Annotated in this window: 8 protein-coding genes; 1 reads left to right on the top strand and 7 read right to left on the bottom strand. The window is 37.1% G+C overall.

Annotated features, from left to right (window positions below; translation table 11 throughout):
* From Q0W26_RS10755 to Q0W26_RS10725, 7 genes are all read right to left on the bottom strand, one after another.
* The coding region (locus Q0W26_RS10755; protein WP_298525125.1) for a hypothetical protein at positions 1-464 on the bottom strand (464 nt) is incomplete at its 3' end.
* 39 nt (positions 465-503) lie between these two features.
* Positions 504-1,463 (bottom strand): hypothetical protein, encoded by a 960-nt coding sequence (locus Q0W26_RS10750; protein ID WP_298525122.1) that lies wholly within the window; start codon positions 1,461-1,463, stop codon positions 504-506.
* A 106-nt stretch (positions 1,464-1,569) separates the two neighbouring features.
* Positions 1,570-2,517 (bottom strand): SAP domain-containing protein, encoded by a 948-nt coding sequence (locus Q0W26_RS10745; protein ID WP_298525119.1) that lies wholly within the window; start codon positions 2,515-2,517, stop codon positions 1,570-1,572.
* A 166-nt stretch (positions 2,518-2,683) separates the two neighbouring features.
* Entirely contained in the window at positions 2,684-3,505 is an 822-nt protein-coding gene (locus tag Q0W26_RS10740; RefSeq protein WP_298525116.1) for a DUF6398 domain-containing protein, read from the bottom strand.
* 15 nt (positions 3,506-3,520) lie between these two features.
* A complete protein-coding gene (locus Q0W26_RS10735) occupies positions 3,521-4,201 on the bottom strand; it encodes a DUF6398 domain-containing protein (RefSeq protein WP_298525128.1) in 681 nt (226 codons plus the stop codon).
* A 256-nt stretch (positions 4,202-4,457) separates the two neighbouring features.
* Entirely contained in the window at positions 4,458-4,625 is a 168-nt protein-coding gene (locus tag Q0W26_RS10730; protein WP_298525113.1) for a hypothetical protein, read from the bottom strand.
* A 656-nt stretch (positions 4,626-5,281) separates the two neighbouring features.
* Positions 5,282-5,893, bottom strand: coding sequence for a PH domain-containing protein (locus Q0W26_RS10725; protein ID WP_298525110.1), 612 nt, complete (start codon positions 5,891-5,893; stop codon positions 5,282-5,284).
* A 149-nt stretch (positions 5,894-6,042) separates the two neighbouring features.
* Between Q0W26_RS10725 and Q0W26_RS10720 the strand changes: the two genes are divergently transcribed.
* Entirely contained in the window at positions 6,043-6,741 is a 699-nt protein-coding gene (locus Q0W26_RS10720) for a hypothetical protein (RefSeq protein WP_298525107.1), read from the top strand.
* Positions 6,742-6,989 lie beyond the last annotated feature (248 nt).

Here is a 6,989-nt window from a genome sequence, read left to right as displayed (position 1 = left end):
AAATCATAAAAGCCATGATTTTTGAAATCCTTGCCTTCACCCCTTGTGAAAACATCATCCAATTTGTCAATGTAATATTGCTTATCAATGAATCTGTTTGAAAACCTCTTTAAAAATCTTTCTTCAAGCAGTGGGTCGTTTTTAAATTCATCGAGAAGAAATTCCTGCAGATTGCTTCTGCTGACCAGATTGAATATCTCATTGAAATCGGGACTTTTCAGATATAATTCAGGATGATCCTTAAGATAATAGACCAGTGCCGCTTCGTGTTTGCATGGAGATTTAGAAGAGCAACCGCAGGACAGGTATGCAGGACTGTTACATTCAATATATGTTGTAACCTTGAATCCATCGACCTTTGCAATGATTTCCACTCCATCGTTTTCTATAACGTTAACCTTTTCAGCCAGTTCGATTGCTTCGTTTAAAACATCCTCTTTGTATAGTTTTTCCCATGCCTTCAATTCACACACCACACACTTTCATCATTGATTCCACCATCATTAACTAAATTCAATGATTTCATTAATCTTTTCATAAGCATTCCCGTCTTCAAACAACTGATTTAAATAATTAAAAGCATCTTCATATGAAACTAAGAATTCATCAGATTCAAATTCATCCCAAAGTTCTCTGAAACGTTTTAAAACATGATCCGTTGACAGCTCATCAACTATTGCAACAAGATTCCGATTTAAGGAATAAGAAATCGGCTCATATTCTTTAAAATATCTTTTTCGTAAATAAATCGGATTTATGCTTAATACATATTCCTTTAAAAGCTCATCGCATCCTTTTTCAAAGTCTTTCAGGCGAACGTTATAGTAATATCCTTTTGATTGCAGGCAATTTATCAAACCCGGATGGTCACTTCTTCTAATGGCCAGATCATAATGCATATCAATGAATCCGACAAGATTTTCACCATCACTTTTTTCAGGATTGTTCATGCATGTTTCATAGTATTCCTGATAATAGAAAAGTCCTTCACAGCAGTCAGTGAAGAGATCTGCCCTGTTTTTATTGTCTGCCCAATATCCTTTTGCCTTTTCAGTTGCAATCAATTCTTTTGGTGCGATTTTATCCGGGATTTCACTTATGATTAATGCCTTTTGGTCTTCAAGGTTTTTGGGAACCTTTAAGCCGTTGCTTTTAAGTATTTTTTTAAGCTTTTTAGCATTGTATGAGTCAAGGATTTCCCCAAGAGCATCCAGATTTAAACTTTCTTCAATATATCCTTCACGGATAAGCTTATTTTTAATTTTCTGAAATGAAACATTATAAAACCTCTTTAAATGATTTAATGCTTCCTGAACAGTCATGTGTTCTTCAAAAATCACATAAAATAATTCCTTGATTAACAATGTTTCATGCTTGAAGTAATCTTTTGGAATTTCATCCAGGTCATACTCCAATGACCGCAATTTCAAGGAATATCCTTCATAATCGCTTTTTAAAACCATAATATATTCCCTCCATGCATTTTTTTATAAACTTGATTAATGTCTGCCGGCAGGTATTTCTCCCATATCAGAGCATTTGCTTTTCAATCCCAAGCATTATTCATATTCACTTTAGTTTTTTGAGAAATTTCTCACCGCCTTCAGAAATCATCTCCAGTGCAATGCTGCAGTCGGAAATATATGCAATATCCATTTCCTTTTTAGCCAGTTCCAAATGCCGTTTGAGATATCCGATGGTGACATCGATGAGGTCGCCTTCATTATTGTCAAGATATTTCACGAAGTCATTGAAGCTGAATTTATCAAGAAATGCATCATAAAACTTAATCCATGGGTTTTGGCTCAGGAATTCGTCGCCTTTTTGGCTCACAAGCACCTTATTGGATTTGAATTCGTTCAATGGTATCCGGTTTTGAGCAATCCTGTCAATCAGTTCCTGCTTTTTGCCTGAAACCTTCAAATTATTTTGCCTTAAAATGTCTTTCAAATCACTGACGGTCAGGCAGTCATGAGCAAATTCGTCCCAGTTATCATAGCTGACCTCATCATCTATCAGACCCATCATCCGCAGTTGCGATTCCACTGCATGAGGAGTCACTGCTCCGCTCATGCCTGCTGTTAAAAGTGCGTAATCCAGATTATTGTGTTTTTTAAGTGATTTTAAGACTCTGAAGATATAGATGTCATGGCTGATTGGATAGTCCTTTCCGTAATATGTGTCGTCAAGCCTGTATTTGTCGTCATTAGGCCCCCACATCATCTCGGCAACGGGATATGGGGAGTCCGGATTCAAACCCAAAGACCCAATATCAATGTATTCTCCGTCAGGTTCATCATCATCCCAACCTTCAAAGAGATCCATCATCCTACTTGAAAACTCATCGTCACTGCCCATTGCAGTTAAAATTATATTTTCAAATTCCTCCTCATCATCCGACTGTAGGGCATTGAAAATATCCGCACACAATTTCTCATCATCTTCTATTAGCTCAAAAAACTCATTTGCAAGCTGCATATCCTCATCATTTTCCGGGGAATCTAAAAGGTATGACATATCATATATGTTTGTAGCTGATGGCGATATAATAATTGTGATGAAAATGAAATGCCTAAAAAAACCGGTCTTGAATGCAAAGACGATACTGAAAAGCCGGCTACGGAGATATCATTTAAAGCTGATGATAAAGCGAAAAGCATATGGAAATGCGCGAATACGTGTTTTAAAAGTAAATTCTCCAGTAATCGATAATGTTTGGATTTGGATATATCTCCTTAATCATTTCCTTTGAAATGAAAAAATCGTCAATTGTAGGATTAATCATGACCCCCTCAAAATCACTGTTGCCCATCCTATACAAAACATTTGTAAAAGGCCAGTAGCGAGCCTCCAGTTCCTCATCAAAATCGGCTAAAAATTCATCGGATTCCTTGACGCTTGTGAATAATGGAATTACGAACTTGCCATCATCCTTTTCAATCATTAATGTGGTAAAATCATGACTCAAATCAATGAGATATGCCGGGCGCATATGATAATATAACTCATTTAAGTCATCAGCACCATTGCGGATTAAATTGACCAGTTCCCTGTTTTTCACATAATCAATATCTATGGGATACCTTGGCAAAATTTGATGTTTAACCTCATTGAATGTTCTGATGCGTTTTAAGTCATCGTCTGATTGCGGAATTCTCAAATTTAAAACATATTCACATGAAAACTCCTCATCACCAAGCTTCAGATTCAAAAGCCTTCTGATGTCCCTTGCCCTGTTCCATAGTGTCTGCTTACTGACGCCAAAATATGATGCAACCAAATCATTAGGAATATAGTATTCAGTTATAGGGTCAAAGAGGAAATTCAGCTGCCCGATTACATATATCACTCCTGCAGCCCAACCTTCAGCCTTGCCTCTGTTTAGCGAAATGTCCGGATTTTGAGAGAGCTTCGAAACCAGCTTAAGGCAGAATTGCCTGAATTCATCATTTAGATAATCATCCGAAAACATATTCACCAATTCAATTACATCCTCATCACTCATGATCAAAATCCCCCATCATATATCATTGAAAAGTATTCTGCGGACCATATCCTTTCTCAGGCGGAAATCATCACTGCCTGGATTTATAATGATGTCGGTGACATCTTCATTGCTGAAAAGCAATGCCAGCCGGGTGAATTTCCATTGCTGAGGTTTAAAATCCGAGAAACTATTGAATTTTTCTGGTGTTGTGAAAACCGGAATGGCTAAATTACCCTCAGCATCTGATAAATACTCATATTTTTCACTCAAAGCGGATGAAATGAACTTAGTTTCCCAGACTGCCTCTGCAAGTCGGATGAACTCATCACGGCGAAGGTGTTCGCCCGGAGAGTTTGAAATATCCCGGATTACCTCCTCCAAATCCAGTTGTTGGCTTCCAACATGAATTTGTCTCATCATATCCCCAATTTCCCTTAATCGGGCATGCGAGTGGGCGCCGGTTAATGATTTAACCTGATTCATATTGCTTCCCAGTCGTGAAATGTCGCTTTCAATGACGATTCGAGATGAGAATTCCTCATCACCAAGCTTCAGATTCAGGAGTTTGCGTATATCCCTTGCCTTATTGGCTGCAGTTGATTTTTTGGTATCGAAAAAGTTGCATATGTCATCAGCAGTGATGGAAGGATCAAATGATTGGTCAAATAGAAAATTCAACTGGGCAATGGCATATACAATCCCGCTGGCCCAGATTTCAGCTTTTCCCCGTTTAAATGGAACTTCCCTTTTACGTGCGAGTTTTTCAACAAGCCCGTATGTTTAAATCCCTTAACTCCTCATCGAGATACTCATCTGAAAATCCGCTCACCATACTGATTATCTGATTCTTTTTCTGCAGTGTTTTTTCATCCATGATTACCCTATGTATTTAAATCGTAAAATAGTTATCCCATATTCAGGAATTTTTTTATTAGATTCAACCAAAACCTGTGCATTCAGTTCAATGTCATCATCTTTGGCAAGAAAACGTCATGAAACCTGAAGCCATGGCCACCTGCCACACTAATGCCTCATCCCATCCATACTCATTTTGTTTAGGATTATAATTTGAGCAATTCTTAATCTCCCCATTCAGTCTCGCCCAATATCTCTGATTTGGGGTTTCAATCTTTCCCATATTATAAACTCCCCCAGTCAGTTTTTATGAGCATATCTAAAAAAATAGTTAAAGCAATGAAAGTGAAATCTCAGATGTTTAATTGCCTTTAAATCCCATTATCTGACTTTAATCGAAGAATTAAAACGTTAAAAACTAATCATCTCCTATTTGGCAAGGATGCCTCGACCTCTTTTAGGTCGAGGAAGAATTGCCGTTGTTTAGTGCGTAAACTAATATAAAGTTTACCCCCTATTCCTGGGTAAGTTTAGCCTTCGCCAATGTTATTTGAGAGTTTTATGTGAGCAACACTGTTCCTACCATCTCAGAACTGTTTAATCACCCACCTTAGAGCTACAGACTAGGCTTAAACATCCGTAGGTAACTATAATATTTCTCAATAACGTAGACATATTAATAATTAGTCTTAGGCTATTCAACCAGTGAATCGTGAAAATAACTCACAATCCACGACAGCTACAGGTCGTGGTAGTTGAAAGTTGTCGGAAAATGAATAGTACTCAGGTTCCTCTTCAAATGCCATTACGCTGAGGCATCTCTTGTTGATTCTCTATGACAAATGATTTTCACCCATATAAACTAGTTGTTGTTTACAGGTTTATTTTGCATGATATTTAAATCAAATCCGAGAGAGCACCTGAAAAGTATTGGCCGACTCAACTCAACTTTTCAGCCATAGCATCAACGATTGCCTTAGCGTTCAAGTTCCTGTTTTCCACTTCTGAATCTTCAAGCTGATTGAATATATCGTTGTATAATGTTTGACCGTCACTAATGAAGCGGAATTTGAAGGTGGTTGAAGGAGTGGCAATCTTGACAGTGCCATAGCCTATCAGCTTTCCCATCAAGCCGTTGCTGTATGAAACCGAATCAATCCTATTTAGAGGGCTTTGCATCTGTGTGGTTGAAATCAGACCGCATTTACCGAACACCCTTTTGTTTGTTAAGATCAAATCATTGGTGATATAGCCGATTAAGCGAATTATCAGCCAGATTAAACAGACAACCATTATTATCAAAGAAATGAGTGGTGCAATCAATATTGTGAAAAACACTCCGATAACCAAAACTATCGCCGGAAGCAACAGGCACCCCAAATGCACCTGGGATTGCCTGATTACAAATTCCCCGTCCATCATATCTATATTATATGACTGAAACACGCCACTGTTGACAGGACCAGACTCGCCGGCCCTTGTTCCACATTCATCACAGAATACAGAATCCTCCTTTAGTTCAGAACCACAATTTTTACAATATCTTACCATATTAACACCTAATTAGTATATCTTCACCTCAAGATATAAATAATTGAAGTTGAATTGCCATATTTAATAATAAGTTCAAATAGATATTACATCATGTGTCAAAATTGGTAACACTTATCAATGATTAATAAATATGGAGAGAATATATAATGAATGAAAAACATATAATTATAGCAATATTAAGCATAATAATTGTTCTTTTATGCTTTGGAATCGGATACATGCTTTTAATCGACCATACGGAATATGTAACTACAACCATTGCTGAAAGTGGAACAACCTTTGAAATTCCAAATGATATGAGTATCAAATCAAACAATACAGAAAGTGGCATTTTAGTTCTTGAAAATGACAATACCATTATTGTATTGTATAACAGTGCGGACAAAGGCCTTGCATCAGTAATGAGCTTTGCTGACATCAAAGTACCAATATTTGGAAATGAATACAGCGGCAATCTCACCATGAACAACCCTACCGTTGCAGGCTGCAGCCTGGATGGGGAATGTAATGCAGTCTACATTGGAAACAATGACACTCATGACAACATGATTGTCATCAGTAAAAACAAGGATATTGTCAGTCACATTATCAACAGTATCATATGGGGTAAAAAAGCAGCAGACAATACTGATAATACAGCAAGCAGTAGCGAGCAGACAAGTTCACAACCTACAGCCTACGCATATAAGTCCGATGGAACACCAATGTACAGTGAAGATGAGGTAAGCGACTACATGCTGAACAAATATGGTATGGTCGATTATCACGTCGGAGACAACGGATATATCGACATGGACGAACCAGGATATGATGATGCTGGAAATAAGGTTGATGAAGAAGACTGAAACAAGAATTTAAGCCAATCAACTATAATGCAATTAAATAAATTAACCAACCATCACCCAATCATCATTTACATTAACACAAAGTATTGTAGAAATAAAAGTTAAACTAACATTACAATACCAAGTCAATTATCATTCATTATTATGAATACTACTTAAGATTATCCGCTATTTCATCACCAATATCAGTTAATCTATACAATCTACCTTTTCTATATTCTTCATTTATACATTCTGCGACTTCTGAT

The sequence above is a fragment of the uncultured Methanobrevibacter sp. genome (assembly GCF_947169325.1).
Taxonomy (GTDB): Archaea; Methanobacteriota; Methanobacteria; order Methanobacteriales; family Methanobacteriaceae; genus Methanocatella.
This window is presented reverse-complemented; position numbering and strand designations above follow the sequence as displayed.